The following is a 16,343-nucleotide window of genomic DNA, read 5'->3' on the forward strand; positions in this document are numbered from 1 at the left end:
CCCCTGGAATCTCATGCTCAGCCGGCGGCCTTCGTCACGCCGAACGAGATGGGTGTCGGCAGCCTTCTCCTGCAGACGACGCAGGACGGCAGATATATCGAGGCACCACGCCTTGCGACCGATGTCGACATCGACATCAACGGCCCGACGGCACGCGCGGTTCTCACTCAGGCCTTCGAGAACTCGACCGACAAATGGGTCGAAGCCCTCTATGTTTTCCCTCTGCCGGAAGACAGTGCCGTCTACTCCCTGAAGATGATCGTCGGCAATCGGGTCGTCATCGCCGACATCAAGGAGAAGCAGGCCGCACGCGCCATCTACGAGCAGGCTCGCAAACAAGGAAAGAAAGCCGCTCTCGTGGAACAGCAGCGGCCGAACGTCTTTACCAATGCCGTCGCCAATATCGGCCCGCACGAAAAGATCGTCGTCCAGATCGAATATCAGCAGGCGATACGCCTGGCGGATGGCCGCTTTTCCCTGCGAGTTCCATTGGTCGTCGCACCGCGCTACACCCCGCAGGATGCATCGCCGATCAGCCAGCAAGCCGAGCTGAAGGCCGGCTGGGGACGGACCCAGGACAGCAAGTATCGGAAAGCCGGCGACAAGCCCGTCTCCGTGCCCCTGATGGCGCCGGGCAGTGATCGCACCAACCCTGTTACGCTGAAAGTCAATCTCAATGCCGGCTTTCCGCTCGACGAGATCAAAAGCCTCTACCATACGGTCAAGATCGACCGGCTGAACGATAGCGCACGGCGGATCGTTCTGGACGGCGATGTGGCGGCCGACCGCGATTTCGTTCTCGAATGGAACGCAATCGCCAGCAATGTGCCAAGCGTCGGCCTGTTCCGCGAGCATGTCGGCAAGGATGATTACGTGCTTGCCTATGTGACGCCGCCGGCGGTAGCGACGCCGCAAAAGGCCGGCCGCGAAATTGTCTTCGTCATCGACAATTCCGGCTCCATGGGCGGCACGTCGATCCAACAGGCAAGGGCTAGCCTCGATTATGCTCTCTCCCGGCTCGAACCGAGCGATCGCTTCAACGTTATTCGCTTCGACAACACGATGACCAAATTCTTCCCGGATTCGGTCTTGGCGACTGCTGACAATATCACTTCGGCCCGCCGCTTCGTCATCGGTCTGGAGGCTGCCGGTGGAACGGAAATGCTGCCGCCGCTCAACGCCGCGCTCGACGACAGCCATCAGGCCAATGGATTGCGTCAGGTCGTTTTCCTCACCGACGGCGAAGTCAGCAATGAGCAGCAACTTCTCGATGCGATCGCAAAGTCACGCGGACGCTCGCGCATCTTCATGGTCGGCATCGGTTCCGCGCCGAACACCTATCTGATGACCCATGCCGCCGAACTCGGCCGCGGCAGCTTCACCCATATCGGTTCGGTTGCCGAGGTGAACGAGCGCATGCGCGCCCTCTTCGACAAGCTGGAAAACCCAGCCGTCACCGATGTCGCGGCGGTCTTTTCGGAAAAGAATGTCAGCCTGTCCCCCAACCTTCTGCCCGACATCTATCATGGCGAACCGCTGGTCCTGGCTGCCCGCATGGGCAAAGCCACCGGCACCCTGACCGTCAGCGGAATGGTCGGCGACCGGCCGTGGACGATCTCGCTGCCGCTCGATCAGGCAAGCAGCGCCAAGGGCATTTCCAAGATCTGGGCGCGCCGCCAGATCGACGATGCCGAGGTCAATCGCTCCCTGGGCAAGATCACGCAGGCGGAAGCGGACAAGCGCATTCTTCAGCTGGCGCTCGATCACCATCTGGTCACGCGCCTGACCAGCCTTGTCGCCGTCGATACCAAGCGCCTGCGCCCTCTGAACACGCCGCTGACCGAGGCCGATATCCCCCTGCAGCTGCCGGCCGGCTGGGACTACAGGACGCTCCTTGGCATCGGCACCGCCCGCGATGCAACGGCCGACAGTAAGCGTCATCAGACGGTCGACACGATACAAAATGTGGACGGCAACGCGGAGATGCAGGTCGAACCGATCTCCGCACCGCCTGCGGCGAACCTTCCCCTGCCGCAGACCGCAACGCCTGGGCAGCTCCTCATTCTGCAGGGATTGCTTGCTCTCTTGCTCGGGGCTTCGCTTCTGGCCTGCGCATCGCGGAGGAGCAAGGCATGATCGCCGCCGATCGCATCCAAAGCATGGGGAGCGCGCCAGCGCGCTCCCTTATTACAGTCACTGCCGGCATTTTGATTGCGATCGGCCTGTTCCTTGCCGCACAGGGAGGGTGGATTTATGCCAAGGCGGCCATTGCGCAGGTTCTGCTCGAGCGCGCCTTCGCGCAGAGCATGACCTCCGGCTTGCCGGTCAAGCCCTGGAGCTGGGCCGACACCTGGCCGGTGGCGCGCATCGAAGCGCCGCGTCTCGGCGCTTCCGCCATAGCGCTCAAGGGCGCAAGCGGCCAGGCTCTCGCCTTCGGTCCGGGACATCTCGACAATACGCCGCAGGCGGGCGAGGAAGGCATGGCGGTCTATGCCGCACACCGCGACACTCACTTCACTTTCCTCAAAGATATCAAAGAGAACGATCAGATCCGCATCACGCGCCGCGATGGCCAGGCCTTCACCTTCCGCGTGACACATATGGCCGTTGCCCGCTGGGACGAGGCCGAGATCGATCCGAACGCGCGGGGTGTTCATCTCGTTCTGGCGACATGCTTTCCCTTCGACGCCGTGACATCGGGTCCGCTTCGCTATCTGGTCTACGCCGATCTGGAAGAGAGCGCCGCGCCGCGACGAAGCAAGAACCCATTACCTGCACGCCGATGAGAACAGTTTGAAGGTGGTTCGAAATGTCCAGGCCCTCGTTGCGGCAATTCAGTCTCACGGCGCCGGCTGCACGACACAGCCTGCCCCATCACCAAGGCAGACGACAGTACCATCGAAACGCGGATCGACGATGTAAGGGCTGCCTGTCCCACCGCTGGCGAAGGTCGGGGGGCCGGATTGCCCCTCGACCGGCGGTAGCGACGGCGTGTCGGGGGCGAAGCTGCGCGGCGTGTTGACGCTGGCCAGCTCCATGGTCGGGTTCGCAGGCGCGGCGGTCACCGTCAGCACGCCGCCGACGAAGCTGAGATCGTAGTTGACCGAGGCGGCGAGCGTCCCTTGCGTGATGGCATAGCTACCAGGGGCGGAGCTCCGGTCCGCCGTTGTTGCCAAAACTCCCGACAGGCCGTCGCCATTGACGAGGCCGGCACCGCCGATCGTGTAGGTGAAGAGCGGATTGGCAACACCGCTGAACCGGCTGGCGTTGTTGGCGGTCACCGTGATGGCGCGCGGCATCACCGTCAGATTGGCGCCAGTATAGTTGATCGCGTAATTGCCATTGCCGAGCGTGCCGAGACCGATCGCGTAGGTGCCGATGCCGGAACCGGTCGCAGCCGAGCTCGCAAGACTGCCCGTCAGCGTGTCGCCGTTGATGAGGCCCGAGACGGTGTAGCCGAAGACCGGGTTGGCATCGCCATAGGTGCGGCTGGCACGGTTGGCGGCAACGGCAAGTGCGCGCGGCGTGACCAGGAGATTGCCGCCGATGAAGGTCAGGTCGTAATTGCCGAACGCGGCAAGCGTCCCTTGCGTGATCGCGTGATTGCCGACGCCCGAGGCAGTCGTCGCCAAGGTCGTCAGACCGCCGGTGAGGCTGTCATTGTTGACGAGGCCTGCGCCGCCGATCGTATAGGTGAGCGCCGGATTGGCATCGCCATAGACGCGGCTTTGATTGTTGGCGGCAACCGTGATCGCCCGCTTGTTGACCGTCAGGTCCGCAGCGGTGAAGCTCAGGTCGTAATTGCCGGAGGCGGCCAACGTCCCCTGCGTGATGCGATAGGTGTCGACATTCGAGATGCCGGTGGCCGAAGTCGCAAGCAGGCCTGACAGCGCATCGCCATTGACCAGGCCCGCTCCGCCGATCGCGTAGGTCAGCGTCGGGTTGGCATCGCCATAGGCACGGCTCTGATTGTTGGCAGCAACCGTGATCGCCCGCCTGCTGACCGTCAGGTCCGCACCGGTATAGCTGATGGCATAGTTGGGGTTGCCGAGTGTCCCCTGCGTAATGCCATAGGTGCCGACGGTCGAATGCTGATCGGCCAATGTAGTGAGTGCCCCTGAGAGCGTATCGCCATTGACGAGGCCACTCCCCGCGACGGAATAGGTGAAGACCGGATTGGCATCGCCATAGGCACGGCTGGCGGCATCGGCCGTAACGCTGATTGCGCGCTGGCCGATGTCCGCAAGTGTCGTCGCGGTGTCAGCTGTAAGCATATAATTGCCCGCATCCGCGCCGGCGAGCGAAAGTCCGGAGATGGTGACGGTCTTGCCGGTGCCGGCATTCTTGTCGGAGAAGGTGCCGCTGAAGCCGTTGCCCAGCGAAAGCGTATCGCCTGATACCATGCCGTTGAAGACCGCGCGGCCCGTGTTCAGCGTCGCATCGGTCATACCGTTATAGGTCTTGCCGTTGGCCGTGATACCGCCGATCGAGGAGATCACCGCCTTGGCGATATCGACCGTATCGGTGCCGCCGGCCAGCGTGTAGTTCGAGGCCAGCCCGCCATTCGTGCCATCGCCCAGAGCCAGCGAGGCAAACGTCACGCCCTTGCGCGACCCGGCATTCTTGTCGGCCATGGTGCCGGTGCCGGACAGCGCTAGCGTCTCACCGCCGACCAGGTTCGACAACGTGAAGATCGAGGCATCGAGATCCGTCGAGCCGTTATAGGTGCGGCTGCCCGAGAGGTTGATGACACGCTGGCCGATATCGGCGAGCGTCGTTGCCGTATTCGTATCCAGCCTGTAGTTCCGCGCGTCGCCGCCGCCCAGCGTCAGGCTGGAGATGTTGACTCTCTTGCCTGCTCCGACGTTTTGGTCGGAGAAGGCGCCGAGCGCGGTGCCGACCGTCAGGCTATCGCCTGCGATCAAGCCATTGAAGACGGCGCCGGACGTGTCCAGCCTCGTATCTGTGGTGCCGTCATAGGTCTTGTTTCCGGCCGTGATGCCGCCGATCGAGGTAATGATGGCCGGCGTTATGGTGCCGTAGCTGGTCGTGCTGGTGATGCCAAGTTGGTAATTGTTGGCATCCGCACCGGTTATGTAAAGACCATTGATGCTGACCGTCTTGGACATGCCGGCATTCTTGTCGGAGAAGTTGGCGCTCGTGTAGCCAACATGCATGTCATCGCCGCTAAATGGCATCGTGTAGATATTGACGGTGGCCGCGGTCGTACCGTCATAGACCTTGGTGTTGACGCTGGTGCCACCAAAGAACACATAGGCCTTGGCGATGTCGGCCGTGGTCGTCGCCGTATCGGAGGTAAGCGTATAGTTGTCGGCATCCGTGCCGCCGAGCGACAACCTGCTGATGCTGACCGTCTTGCCGGTGCCGGCATTCTTGTCGGAGAAGGTGCCGGTGGAGGTCGCAACCGTCAGCGCGTCACCCGCAATCATGCCGGTGAAACCCGCGCCCGACGTGTTCAGCACGGCAGTCGTGTTGCCATTATAGGTCTTGTTGTTCGCCGTGATGCCGGTGATGTCAGAGATCGTCGCCTTGGCGATATCGGCCGTGGTCGTCGCCGTATCGGAGGCAAGCGTATAGTTGCCGACATCCGCGCCGCCGAGCGTCAGGCCGGAGATATTGACCGTCTTGCCGGTGCCGGCATTCTTGTTGGCGAAGGCACCGCCGGAGGTTGCAACCGTCAGCGCGTCGCCGGCCGCCATGCCGGTGAAGCCCGCACCCGCGGTGTTCAGCGCCACATTGGTCGTGCCGTCATAAGTCTTGTTGCCGACGGTAATGCCGGTGATCGCAGAGATCGTCGCCTTGGTGATGTTGGCCGTCGCCGTCGCCGTATCGGAGGTAAGCGTATAGTTGCCGGCGTCTGTGCCGCCGAGCGAAAGCGAGGAGATGCTGACCGTCTTGCCGGTGCCGACATTCTTGTCGGCGAAGGCGCCGGTGCCGCCGCTGACCGTCAGAATATCTCCGGCGATCATACCGTTAAAGACGGCACCCGCCGTGTTCAACGCCGCATTGGTCGTGCCGTCATAGGTTCTATTGATTGCCGTGATGCCGGTGATGTCGGAGATCGTCGCTTTGGCGATGTCGACCGTGTCGGTGCCGCCGATCAGCGTATAGTTCGAGGCGAGGCCGCCATCACCATTGATGCTGTTGCCCAGAGCCAGCGTGCCAACCGACAGCACCTTGCCGGTGCCGGCATTCTTGTCGGCCATGGAGCCCACGCCGGTCAGCGTCAGCGTCTCGCCATTGGCGAGATTGCCGAGTGACAGGTTGCCGACGGCGACATTGGTTGTGCCGTCATAGGTTCGGCTGCCGGTCAGGCTCAGCACGCGCTGCGAAATCGTCAGCGCGCCGCTATAATCGATATAGGCCGTGCGAGGACCGTTCTCCGTCACCGAGACGATATCGGGGTCGGAATAATTATAGGTTCCGGCATTGGTCGTGCCCGTAATCGCGCTGCCCCAGGCAAGCGACACATTGCCTGTGCCGACGCCCGACAGCGTCGCGCCGGTAATCGCAGAATTGGCGTCGCCATAGCTCCGCGTGCCGTTACCGATCTTGACATAGTCGTCATAGAGCCCGCTGCTGAGCGAGCGCAGCATCATGTAGCCACCATTGGCGCCGCTTGTCGATTTGCCCCAGACATTGGCCAAATCCCAGCCGGCATCGATGAAGCTGAAGGGATCGGCCATCTGCGCTGTGGTGAGGCCGGTTGCGGAAAATGTCCCGAGATTGCGACCATTCCCGGACGGCTGTCCTGTGGTGTCGATGTCCCAGAAACTATTGGTGATATTGGAACCGCTTTCAGTGGCACCCACCAAACCTCCGATGTCGGAGCTGCCGCCAACTAATCCGGTCGCATAGGCGTTGGAAATCGTACCTCCCTGGTCATAGCCCACCAGACCACCAATAAGTTGGAAACCGCTGACGGCGCCGCTGGCATAGGAATTGCTGATCCTGCCGGAGTAGTTCTCGCCAACCAGCCCACCCACTTCTTGGCTGCCGCTGACGGCGCCGCTGGCATAGGAATTGCTGATCCTGCCGAAGTAGTTCCGGCCGACCAGCCCGCCGACTAAACCTCCACCAGAGACGGCAGCGGTGCTGTAGGAATTTCTGATCGAACCTATGTTGAAGCCAACCAACGCGCCGACATACAAGTTGACGCCCCTGACCGACCCTCCAACAAGCCCCACATTGCTGATCGATCCGCTCGACTCTCCGAACAGACCAACATCGTCATTGCCGGTCACGGTGAGGGCGCTGATAGTGTGGTTATTACCGTCGAGGATGCCTGCGAACCGAGTGTTGGAGTTCCCGAGCGGGACCCAGCCGTTCGTCGACCAGATGCCGGAGGCGTTGGTGCCCGACGTCTCGCTGGCGTCGATATTGTTGGCGAGCGTGTAGTTGCCGTTAAGGTTCGCGCCGATCAGCGCGAGTTGATGCAGATTGGTGATGACGCCGTTGGCGGCAGCCTCCGAGCGCAGGATCGGCCGCATATCCCCGGCCTGGTACCAAGTGTTGGCAAAATCCCAGCCCGCGTAACTGGATGAATCGCGCGCCTGCCCCGTGGTCAGGCCGGTCGCGGAGACGATACCCCCACAGGATCCGCAAGCCGAGGACTGACCGGTGGTGTCCATGTCCCAGAACGAGGTCGTGATGGTTCCGTAGTTGTCACCGGTCAACCCGCCAAGGCTGCCCGTGCCGCTGACCGAGCCGCTGGCATAGGAATTGGTGATACTGCCCTGGGAATGGTTAGAACCCACCAGTCCGCCGACGGAGGAGTTCACCCCGCTGACCGAGCCGGTGGCATAGGAATTGGTGATCGTACCTTCGTTGATACCGACGAGCCCGCCGGCTTTACCCGCGCCGGCCCTGACCGTAACGCCGATCGCATACGCATTGATTATCGTACTCACACTTACGCCCGCCAGCGCGCCGGCATAACCGCCGCTGATCGATCCGCCGACGAGCCCGACATTGCTAACCGATCCACCCAGGATGCCGCCGAACAAACCAGCTAAGGTCGGAGAACCCGGATAATGGGAATTGTCGGATTGGCTCTCGGCCAAGGAAACGGTGAGGCCGCTGATGGTGTGGCCATTGCCGTCGAACGTGCCGCGGAATTGGGTGTAGTCGTCGCCCACAGGCACCCAGCCGCTCGTCGACCAGACATCGGCGGCATTGGTGCCGGCAGTGGCGCTGGCGTCGATATTGCCGGTGAGCCTGTAGCTGCCTGCAAGATTCGCACCCATCAGCGCAAGCTGGTGCAGGTTGGAGATGGTGACGACGCCGTTTGCGTCGGCAGTAGCTGCTTCCGAGCGCAGGATCGGGCGCATGTCGCCGCTCTGATACCAGGTGTTGGCGAAGTCCCAGCCCGAATAGCTCGATGGATTGCGCGCCTGTGCAGTGGTCAGGCCGGTCACGGAAAGCGTGCCCAAATTGGTGCCCGCGCCGGATGATTGTCCCGTGGTTTCCGTATCCCAGAAGCTGTTGGTGATGATGCCGCTGCCAAAATTGTAGCCCACGAAACCGCCAACATTGCCCGCAGTACCACTGACAGCGCCACTGGCATAGGCATTGCTGATGGTTCCGTAAAAATTTTGACCCGCCAAGCCGCCGACGTAGACGATGCCGCTAACCGCACCGGTGGCATAGGCATTGGTGATGATCCCAGATGATCCCATCCCCACCAGGCCGCCAACGTAGAGGGAGCCGCTAACCGTACCGGTGGCATGAACGTTGCTCATGGTGCCACTATTGAAGCCAACCAGGCCGCCAGTAATGGAGGAGCCGCTAACCCTACCCGTGGCATAAGCGTTGGTAATGATGCCGCCAGAGTTGTTACCGACGACGCCGCCGGCCGAAAGGCTGCCGCTGACTGCACCCGTAGCGTAGACATTGCTGATACTGCCGTGGTCGTTGAACCCTACGAGGGCGCCGATATAGCTGTTGCCTGTGATCGAGCCGCCAACGAGACCGATATTTGCAATGCTTGCGCCTGAATTGGTATCGCCGAACAAGCCGACAAAGTTGGCCGATGGCCGGTTGATGACGAGCCCTGTAATGGTGTGACCGTTGCCGTCGAACGTGCCCTCGAAACCTGTGGCGCTGTTCCCGATCGGCACGAACCCCGCGCCATTATTCCAGATCGCGGCGCCGGAGGCATCGATGTCGTTAGCCAAGATCCAATTGGCGGCGAGATTGGCGCCGCGCGAGCCGATACCCTGCAAGCCGTAGACATCCGCGACCGTGTAGGGCGTTGCGCTCGTGCCATCGCCGCCCGTCACCCGCAGGAACGAGGCGCCGCCGGTGATGCGGAAGTCCTTGGCCGAGAAGGCGGGCAGTGTAGCGCTGTTCTGCACCCAGTTGCCCGCAGCCAGCACGAAGGCGCCGACATTGACCGCCGCCGGCGCAGAAATCGTACCGCCGGAAGAGACGATGAGGCCGCCATTTGCCGTGATCGTGTTGTTGATGTTGATGTCCGATGCCGCCGCGAGCGTCAGCGTGGTGAGCGCGCTCCAGTTGATCGGCGCCGCGACGGTGATGGTGCCGGCCTGCGGATTGGTGGCATCCGACGACGATCCGGTCGTGACCGTGACATTGGCGGTCGCAAGCGCATTGGTGAGCGTGTTGACGTTGATGATGCTGTCATTGCCTGACGCCGTGAAGCCGGAGGTGTTGCTGTCCGTCGCCGTCGATATCGTCACATTATAGGGGTCGAGCAGCAGATTGCCGAACGAACCATGCGCCGCCGTCAGGTCGGTGAGGCCGATGTAGGACAGTTTTGCCTTGCCCGAGACCTCCACCTCGCCGCCATTGCCGGAGACCGCGCCGCCCTTGGCGGTGATCGTCCCGGCGAAGCGCGTCAGATCGTCCGACCATAAGACGACATTGCCGCCATTGCCCGCGGTGATCGCATCGGCATGGATGACGGTGTTGGCATCGACATCAAGCGTCTGGGCATGCTGCAGCGGTCCCTTGCCCTGACGGTTGCCGCCGATCCTGACCGTGCCGCCGCCGGTCTTGCCCGAGGCATTGATCTTCGCATTGGCAAGCGTGATCTTGCGGCCCGTTACCTGCACCTTGCCGCCGGTGCCGCGCCTGCTGCTGGCATCGACGTTACCTGATATCGCGACCTCGCCATCGCCGCCCGACAGCACGATGTCGCCGCTCCGGCCCGAGACACCCTTGGCCTCGATCGTCCCCGACATGTTGACCGCCTGCCGCGCCATGTCCTTGGCCGCTGCCGCCGTCAGCTGCACCGTGCCGCCTCTGGCAGAAATCTTGCCGCCGTTACTGACGAGCGCTTGGCTGCCGCCCGCCTTGGTCGGCACCGCCACCTGCAGGAAGCCGTCGCCGGAGAGATCAAGCGTCGCCTGTTCGCCGGATCCGAGGGCCGCCTTGCCCATCGGCACGGTGATCACACCGGAATTGGCGACCGTGCCGCCGATCAGCGCCATGTAGCCGCCGCGGTTGATGGTGATCGCACCGGCATTCGTCACCGGCGCCGAGGCGCCATTGCCGCTAAAGCTCCGTTTGCCGCCCATGAAGTCGTCATCGGAGATGCCGAGCGTCGAGGCGACGAAGGCGCCGGCCTTGACCGTGCCGGTCTTGGTGATGGCAATGCCGTTCGGATTGATCAGATAGACTTGGCCATTGGCATTGATCTGACCTGATATGGTCGAGTTCGTCTGACCGGTCACACGATTGAGGATGGCCGCATTGGCATCGGGCTGGACGAAGGTGACGCGGTTGCCCTTGCCGACATCGAAACTCTGCCAGTTGACGACGGCGCTGCCGCTCGTCTGGGTGACGGTGAGCGCTCCTGCCGACGGCGTCCCGATCAAGGCACTGCCGGCGGCCACCTGCCCGCCCGTCGGCAGCGACTGGGCGAGCACCATCGTCGAATGCACCAGCGCCGTCGAGGCCAGCAGCCCGGCCTGAAACAAGCCGCTTCTGAAGCCGCGTGCGGATTTCGAGAACATTCGTGCAGACATAAATTCCCCCGGTCCGAAATCGCAGAGTGAGGCTTCATCGCGATCGGAAGCCGCTTGCCATTCTGGTGATTCCGTATTTGTTGTCGTCCAAGCGCTTTTTGTCAGGACAAGCCGGGAGACGTCCTGATTGGCCGTGGCGGAAGCTCTGAAATTTTGCTGAAATTCCGCTGAAACCCAGCAATATTCATGGTTTTTTGTCGCGTCGCATGATTAGTGGCCCTGTGCCGGAATGGGACTATCGCAGGAGAGAGGGGGATCGGTGCTCCAATTTGCCGGCTTTGAACTCGATGAGAAGCGCTCCGAATTGCGCAGGCTCGATGGTGAAACCATCAAGCTGCGGCCGAAGGCATTCGATTTGCTGCGCCTGTTTGCGACGAGACCCGGCAGGGTCCTCAGCAAGCACGAATTGATGGCAGCGATCTGGCCGGACGTTCACGTCGGCGAAGACAACCTGTTTCAGTGCATTCGGGAAATTCGAACGGCATTGGGCGACGAGAAGCGCGAATTGATACGCGCAATAGCAGGGCGCGGCTACCTCTTCGAACCCGAGGTGTCGGGTTCGACCGACGCTGCTCCACAGGAAGCGATCCCTCCGAAAACCAAATCTCAAACCGAAAGCGAGCCGACGGTAGGTTGGCGCAACGGCAAGATTCGACGCCGCGCCGCGCTGATCGCCATAGCAGCTGTCGGCGTGTCGGCTTTGGCAATTCCAGCCATGATGCTTCCCAATGTTTTCGTGGCTTCGCCACCGAGCGTGGCAATATTGCCCATGGCGACAGCGAGCGGCGACGCGGCGGTCGCTCGGATGGCAACCGGCGTCATCAGTGACCTGACGGACGGGTTGGCAAAAATCGAGACCATCCGCGTGGTGGTTCCGCCTGGCGCGGCCATAAAGGAGGCGGATCTAGTCTTAAACAGCGAATTGGATAAGACCGAAACGACATGGAGCCTGCGCGCCAACATGATCGAACCGGCAACCGGCGCGGTCAAATGGTCGACATCCCTATCGGTTAACCTGACGGATATCGATCCTCAGCTCCAGCGAACGCGCCTGACCGCCGCTATCGGCAATGCGCTCGCCCAGCGGATCAACGCGCTTCTGACGTCGGGCAATCGTTCAGTGGATGGCGGGCCGACAGGCACCGCCAAAGCCGCCATCGAACAGGCAACGGCGTCGATCAATCAAACAACGCTGGAGCGCTTTCGCACCGCCGAAGCGATGCTGGAAAAGGCTCTTGCGGACGACGCCGACAGTGTCGATTTGCGCGTCGCGCTTGCGGCCTTCAAATTGCGCGGGATTCAGTTGTCGTGGTTTCCAGAGACGGAACGCCAGACGGTCGTCAATGGTGTCGGCGCAATCATGGAGCGCGCATTGCACGCGCGTCCCGACTATATCCCGGTGCTCGAAACACATTGCCGGTATCTCTCAGCGACGAACCGGTTCGCCGAGAGCCTGGTGGCATGCGGAAAGGCGCTCGCTCTGGACCCCTGGGACGGTAGCGCGCTCTACCTCACCGGCCTCGCACAGATCTATTTGGGGCGCTTCGATGACGCGCTTGCAACGTTCAAGCAAGCGGACCGTTTCGATACGCCCCAAGTCTCGCGCTGGACATGGGGGATCGGAGCGGGCTGGGCTTGCATGCTTATGGGCCGCGCCGACGAAGCGCTGCCCTGGCTGCAACGATCGATCAAGATCACCCCGGCCAGCGGGCGTACCTATTTTCTGATGGCGGCGGCCTATCAGCAACTGGGCCGAGTAGCCGAGGCAAAGGCAGCCATTGCAAAGGGGATGGAGCTTAGGCCAGGTTCGACAGCGCTAAACGCGCCGCCGCCCAGCAGCAACACAAGCGGTGTCTTTCTCAAGGCCCAGGAGCGCATTATGAGGCTCATAGTTGAGGCCGGCTTGCCCGAGAAGTGATGATCCAGCCGCAAAATTGAAGCGTCCAGTTTTGGCAAGGATTGAGTATCGCGCCCACCGCCAGACGTGGTCGAGAAGGCGCGCGGCCAGGTGCGAAAAAATTGCTCGCGCAGAGGGAGCATGCCGGTTGGTTTAGAATGGACCGCACAATGTGTCTCGACGAGCCTCCACAGCGACACGGCTACTGTCGGCAGCGCCATGAACCGTGGCGAATGAAGCACACGATAAAATCGATCGTCATGCGTCGAACCAAGGCCGTGGAACCGGCCCGCTCAGCCGCTAGCGAATGAAGGGATGCTCCATCTGCAGTGGACAGGTAGCCCTGTCACCTGAGGCTACTCAGGTGACAGGGCGGGCCGCCGACACGAGCGATGCCAGTGCCAGCAACCGGGGGCAAAATGCCAATAACCCGAATCAACCGCATAGAACATCGGACCTTAGTCTGATCATACGCTTGATATGAAACTTCCTCGAAGAATAATCCAATTCATCAAGCGCAATGTCGGCGCGATTTGGTTCAACCGCGACGAAGACGGTCGTGTCGCTCCTCGGTTTTCCGCAGGACGGAAAATCCGGCTCGCCGGCCGCTACCATGATCATTTGGCGGGCCGCGCCGGTGTGGCTGCGGCTTGCAGTTCATCAATCTGCTTTGCGAAATTGGATGGATGCGGCAAACAAAATCCTCACACGCCATCAAGATAAGATCGCCGCTGAATCCAGCCTCACCCACACATGGCGCGCAGGATCCTGTTCGTCTTCGGATCCGTTTCGATCGTCACCCGCTCCTGCCGGTAGTCCATCGTCACGCCCTGCCCCCGCCTGATCTGCCGAACGATGGTTGCACCCGTAATCTGCATCGCCTTGGCATCCGTGACCCTTTTCTTGCCGGTCAAGGCCGCCGCCGCCTTGGGCCGGCAGAGGCCAGGACGGCCGGCGGCTTGCGCCTGTCGCATGTCGCTCTGGAAAGCCGAGATAATCAGGGCCGCCAGTATCACGGTGCTGAGGGAAAACAGTTTAGAACGGAGCTTCAAAGCAATCCCTTTCCTTGAGACAAGAATGGTCACGGCCGAAGTGCCTAAGTCCGCACAATATCATCCGGCTGCGGCAGAGCCGAACATACGCCATAAGCGGATGGACTAACGATTAAAGATCTTCCAGCCACTCATCAAGCATTCGTCTGATGGCAATGCCTGCCGGCTCATCGCGTGTAAAAGCCCATAGCGTATGGGCACCCTGCCAGACCGCAGCCATCTGCCATCCGAGCCGTCTTGCCTCCGCTGGGTGTTGAGACAGGCGACGGCCCAGAGCATCGGCAAGGCTGCGGACCCAAGCGGCCCCGCGGGCGCGAAGTTTAGGGTTCCGGATATCTTCTCTCAGCAGGAGCAACCCGTTCGTCGCATCCCGCTCGGCGGTTTCCGGAGACATCAAGCGCATCAGAAGGTTCACGGCGCCCTCCGGCGTCAGTGCTTCCTCGGCATCCGCAGCCGCCGTCTCGGCGTCAAGCTTCTCCCAGGCGTGCAACAGAACCGTTTCGACAAGCCTTTCCCGATCGCCATAGCGCTGCACCAGCGCCGCAGGAGAAAGGCCGCAGGCTTTTGCCGCCCTCGCGAAGGTAAGGCCATCAGGCCCTGTCTCCACGATGAGTTCGAGAAGGATGTCGAGCACATGCTCGTCGGAAATGGTCTTGCGTCTTGGCATGATCAATTATAAACGTACGTTTAGTTATAAATCAAGCGAGGCGAGCCGTGGCAAGGATCTTAGGGTACATCGCGACCAGCCTGGATGGGATGATCGTCTCTGAGCACGACGATCTCGAATGGCTGTACAAGTATGGCGACATGGATCTCGGGGAGCATGATTACGGCATTTTCCTGAAGGGCATCCGCACCGTCGTCATGGGGCGCGGCACCTATGATTTCATCGCGAAGGAGCCGTCGCCTTGGGCTTACGCAGAGCAACGCGTCATCGTAGTCACCTCCCGCCCGATCGATGATCCAAAGGGGCCTCTCATGGTTCGTGACGATGTCGATGCTCTCATCGCGGAGCTGCGCGCGTTCAATGACGGCGACGTCTGGATGCTGGGTGGTGGCCAGCTGCAGATGGCATTCATGGAGCGTGGCGCTCTGGACGAGATCGAAATCTATCTTATGCCGGAACTGCTTGGCGGTGGCCGACCGCTTTTCCCGCTCACCGGTTTTCGTGGAAGCCCGAAACTCGTAAGCGTCAAAGCAATCGACAAGGGCTGCGTCCGGCTCCATTACCGACTGGAGCCCAAGAATGCGGCTGAGGGCAGTTTTGTCGGTAGCGCAGAGCAGTCATACTCGTGATCCGCGGCACGACGGGAAGGCAAGCTGAGCTGCCAACCGACCCGTCCTCAAGCCCTTCGCTACTAAGCTTACAATAGCCTATGTCGGCTCAGCTGTAGCGGTAACACGTCCTCGCAATCTACGGCGCGTACCGGACGGGCTTTCGGAAAAGCTTGCTCTGTAGCTGCGGGAAAATGCCGAGGCGGAATTGAAGCCTGTCGCGGCGGCTATATCGGCAAAAGAATCTTTGGTTTCGATGACCTTGCGTCGTGCGGCATTCAGTCGAAGTGCCAGATAGTGCACATGCGGCGGCGCGCCGATGCTATCTTGAAAGAGCGCCTGCAGGTGGCGGGCGCTGACGCCGACGCGACGCGCCAGGCGCGCCAAAAGCAACGGCTGTTCGATATGGTCTTCCATCAAGCGGATGGCCTGAGCGACGCGCGGATCGCGCATGCGCAGACCGGCGGTCGACGGCGAAAGCTCTACTGCGCTCTGCGTGCTCGCCGGCTCGTAGATGAACAGGCGGCTGACCTCGAGCGCCAGCGAATAACCCTGCCGCTGCCGGATGATTTCCAACATAAGGTCGACCGTCGGCAGGGAACCGGCGGTGGTGATGCGCTTGCCATCGATCACGAAGCGATCCTTGACGGCGCGAACCTGCGGATAGGCAAGTGCGAAATCGTCGAAATCCTCCCAATGGACGGCAGCCGAAACATTGTCGAGCAGGCTCGTTTCGGCAAGCAGCCAGGTGCCGGACTCGATGCCGGCAACCATCGAACGGTGGCGTGCCGTTTGCGACAATTGCATTTTCAGCGCCTGCGTCGCGCTGCGCTGCCAATTGTAGCTGGCGAGCACGAAAAGCGGCGCCGTATCGGACGTCGACCGGAAACCGGACAACGCAGGCACGGGGATCTGGCTGGTCGTTTCCGCCGGCGAACCGTCCGGGGTGAAGAGCCGCCAGCGATAAAGCTCCGCCCCGGAAATACGATTGGCTCCGCGCAGCGGTTCGATCACCGAAGCGATCAAAATCAGGTTCGTCTCCGGAAGGATCAGGAGGTCGATGTCGAGCGTCTCATTGGCCGATGTCAGCATTCAGCATTCCTTCGA

The 16,343-nt window shown here is 61.5% G+C and carries 8 protein-coding genes; 4 read left to right on the forward strand and 4 right to left on the reverse strand.

The window, feature by feature from the left end:
* Nucleotides 1-2,136: marine proteobacterial sortase target protein (locus RHSP_RS06630; RefSeq protein ID WP_037150120.1), on the forward strand; the 2,136-nt coding region annotated here is incomplete at its 5' end.
* The gene (locus RHSP_RS06635; RefSeq protein WP_004111107.1) at nt 2,133-2,786 is read left to right on the forward strand and encodes a class GN sortase; all 654 of its coding nucleotides are present in this window, start codon (nt 2,133-2,135) and stop codon (nt 2,784-2,786) included. The genes RHSP_RS06630 and RHSP_RS06635, both read left to right, overlap by 4 nt.
* A 54-nt stretch (nt 2,787-2,840) precedes the next feature.
* On the opposite strand, the gene RHSP_RS06640 is transcribed toward RHSP_RS06635, so the two are convergent.
* Nucleotides 2,841-11,012, reverse strand: coding sequence for a beta strand repeat-containing protein (locus RHSP_RS06640; protein ID WP_004111114.1), 8,172 nt, complete (start codon nt 11,010-11,012; stop codon nt 2,841-2,843).
* Between the two features lie 259 nt (nt 11,013-11,271).
* On the opposite strand from RHSP_RS06640, the gene RHSP_RS06645 reads away from it, so the two are divergent.
* On the forward strand, nt 11,272-12,930 hold the full coding sequence (locus tag RHSP_RS06645; RefSeq protein ID WP_004111115.1) for a winged helix-turn-helix domain-containing protein: 1,659 nt from the start codon (nt 11,272-11,274) through the stop codon (nt 12,928-12,930).
* 722 nt (nt 12,931-13,652) lie between these two features.
* On the opposite strand, the gene RHSP_RS06655 is transcribed toward RHSP_RS06645, so the two are convergent.
* Nucleotides 13,653-13,961 carry an I78 family peptidase inhibitor gene (locus RHSP_RS06655; RefSeq protein ID WP_004111116.1) on the reverse strand — a complete coding sequence of 103 codons (309 nt, stop codon included), beginning with the start codon at nt 13,959-13,961 and terminating at the stop codon, nt 13,653-13,655.
* A 112-nt stretch (nt 13,962-14,073) separates the two neighbouring features.
* On the reverse strand, nt 14,074-14,628 hold the full coding sequence (locus RHSP_RS06660) for a TetR/AcrR family transcriptional regulator (protein WP_004111118.1): 555 nt from the start codon (nt 14,626-14,628) through the stop codon (nt 14,074-14,076).
* A 47-nt stretch (nt 14,629-14,675) separates the two neighbouring features.
* Between RHSP_RS06660 and RHSP_RS06665 the strand changes: the two genes are divergently transcribed.
* Entirely contained in the window at nt 14,676-15,257 is a 582-nt protein-coding gene (locus RHSP_RS06665) for a dihydrofolate reductase family protein (RefSeq protein WP_004111120.1), read from the forward strand.
* A 78-nt stretch (nt 15,258-15,335) separates the two neighbouring features.
* Here RHSP_RS06665 and RHSP_RS06670 read toward each other — a convergent pair whose 3' ends face one another.
* Nucleotides 15,336-16,328 carry a GlxA family transcriptional regulator gene (locus RHSP_RS06670; protein ID WP_037150125.1) on the reverse strand — a complete coding sequence of 331 codons (993 nt, stop codon included), beginning with the start codon at nt 16,326-16,328 and terminating at the stop codon, nt 15,336-15,338.
* Nucleotides 16,329-16,343 lie beyond the last annotated feature (15 nt).

The sequence above is a fragment of the Rhizobium freirei PRF 81 genome, from assembly GCF_000359745.1.
Lineage (GTDB): Bacteria > Pseudomonadota > Alphaproteobacteria > Rhizobiales > Rhizobiaceae > Rhizobium > Rhizobium freirei.

Excerpts from the sequence above, each read along its gene's own strand:
- RHSP_RS06660 (WP_004111118.1), bottom strand. The coding sequence starts at position 14,628 with ATGCCAAGACGCAAGACCATTTCCGACGAGCATGTGCTCGACATCCTT.
- RHSP_RS06640 (WP_004111114.1), bottom strand. The coding sequence starts at position 11,012 with ATGTCTGCACGAATGTTCTCGAAATCCGCACGCGGCTTCAGAAGCGGC.
- RHSP_RS06670 (WP_037150125.1), bottom strand. The coding sequence starts at position 16,328 with ATGCTGACATCGGCCAATGAGACGCTCGACATCGACCTCCTGATCCTT.
- RHSP_RS06635 (WP_004111107.1), top strand. The coding sequence starts at position 2,133 with ATGATCGCCGCCGATCGCATCCAAAGCATGGGGAGCGCGCCAGCGCGC.